The following is a 1,556-nucleotide window of genomic DNA, read 5'->3' as shown; positions in this document are numbered from 1 at the left end:
GGATGGTCGGGGATCACGATGTCCTCGCTCACCGGCCACGCGCACGGCAGGCTGCCCTGCTCCCCGGCGAAGTCCCGGCCGCTGAAGGCGGCCACCACCCCCGGCAGGCCGCGCGCACCGGACACGTCCACCCGCGTGATCCTGGCGTGCGCCATCGGGCTGCGCAGGAACATCACCTGCAGCATCCCCGGCTGGCGGAGGTTGTCGGTCCACCTCGTGTGCCCGGTCAGCAGCCTGGAGTCCTCCTTGCGCCGCCGGGCCCTGCCGATCTCCCTGCCGATCTCCCTGCCGCCGTCCGGCTCGGAGATCTGCCCGCTGTCCGCTAACCGCGCGCCGACCAGGCCGGCGTCCAGCTCGGTCATGGCGTGCTCACCGCCTGCCCCATGTCCTGCGCGCCCCGCCGTACCGCGCGAACGATGTTGCAGTAGCCGGTGCACCGGCAGAGGTTGCCCTCCAGGCCCTCCCTGATGGCCTCCTCCGACGGGTCCGGATCGGTCCTGACCAGGTCGATCGCGGCAATCACCATGCCCGGCGTGCAGTAGCCGCACTGCAGCGCGTGCTCCTCGTGGAAGGCCCGCTGCATCGGGTGCATGGAGCCGTTCGCGCCGACGCCCTCGATCGTGACGACGTCGCCGCCGTCAGCCTGCAGCGCGAGCACGGAGCAGCTCTTCACGCTCCTGCCGTCGAGCAGCACGGTGCAGGCGCCGCAGTTGGAGGTGTCGCAGCCGACGGGCGTGCCGGTCTTGCCCAGCCTCTCTCGTAGCAGATGGACGAGAAGGAGCCGCGGCTCCACGTCCTCCTCGTGCCTGACTCCGTCGACGGTGATGGTGACACGCGGCATGGGTCCTCCCTCTGAGCAGGGGAGAATTAATGGGTAATTGCCAAAGTACGCCCGTGTCTTTACCGGTCAAGGGTCACTTACCTCGAACGACCCTGGCGATCACCGCCACCAGGCCCGCGAACCCCAGCCCGACCACCAGCAGCCCCGACAGTACCAGCGGATCCGTGATCGAACGGGTCAACACGAGGATTCCGAGCACCACGAAAAGCAGCCCGGTCAGCAGGGCCATCCAGTCGGTCCGGTGCAGCCGCCGCGGCCTGTCCACCTCACGCGGCACGCCGCACCTCCATGTCGCCGACGCCGCCCCTGAGGTTCAGCACGATCGTGGGAGCCTTGCCGGCCGGCCGCGTCTCCGGCTCCAGCACCTTGTCGAACCGCACGTCCACGCCTCCCCTGAGCGACTGGTCGATCTGGATGTCGCCGACCTTGTTGCTGGCGTGCACCTCCACCCTGGCCGTGGGCGGCACGATCACGGTCAGCTCGCCGATCCTGACCGAGGCGTCGACCGTCAGATCGGCGCCCGGGGACAGCGGGATCTCCGACAGGTCCAGCGTTCCGTCGCCCACGCCCACGTCGTACGGCCTGCTCCCGGCCTCCGTCGCGGTGAGCGGAGTCCAGTCGGCGGTGCCGACGTGCCTCGGCAGCCCGCCGACCATCAGCCCCACTGACATCACCAGCGCCACGCCCGTGACCGCCGCGGCCAGCCCGGCCCCGC

At 70.4% G+C, this 1,556-nt stretch carries 2 protein-coding genes and 2 pseudogenes; all 4 read right to left on the bottom strand.

The window, feature by feature from the left end:
* Nucleotides 1–362: pseudogene (locus tag DAT37_RS37770) on the bottom strand (hypothetical protein); the annotation flags it as partial.
* Entirely contained in the window at nt 359–841 is a 483-nt protein-coding gene (locus tag DAT37_RS37765) for a (2Fe-2S)-binding protein (RefSeq protein WP_109529750.1), read from the bottom strand. The pseudogene DAT37_RS37770 and the gene DAT37_RS37765, both read right to left, overlap by 4 nt.
* 73 nt (nt 842–914) lie before the next feature.
* Entirely contained in the window at nt 915–1,118 is a 204-nt protein-coding gene (locus DAT37_RS37760; protein WP_109529749.1) for a hypothetical protein, read from the bottom strand.
* A pseudogene (locus DAT37_RS37755) lies at nt 1,108–1,556 on the bottom strand (LiaF domain-containing protein); the annotation flags it as partial. The gene DAT37_RS37760 and the pseudogene DAT37_RS37755, both read right to left, overlap by 11 nt.

It is taken from the genome of Nocardia aurea, from assembly GCF_003123685.1.
GTDB lineage: Bacteria > Actinomycetota > Actinomycetes > Mycobacteriales > Mycobacteriaceae > Nocardia > Nocardia aurea.
This window is presented reverse-complemented; position numbering and strand designations above follow the sequence as displayed.

Excerpts from the sequence above, each read along its gene's own strand:
- DAT37_RS37765 (WP_109529750.1), bottom strand. The coding sequence starts at position 841 with ATGCCGCGTGTCACCATCACCGTCGACGGAGTCAGGCACGAGGAGGAC.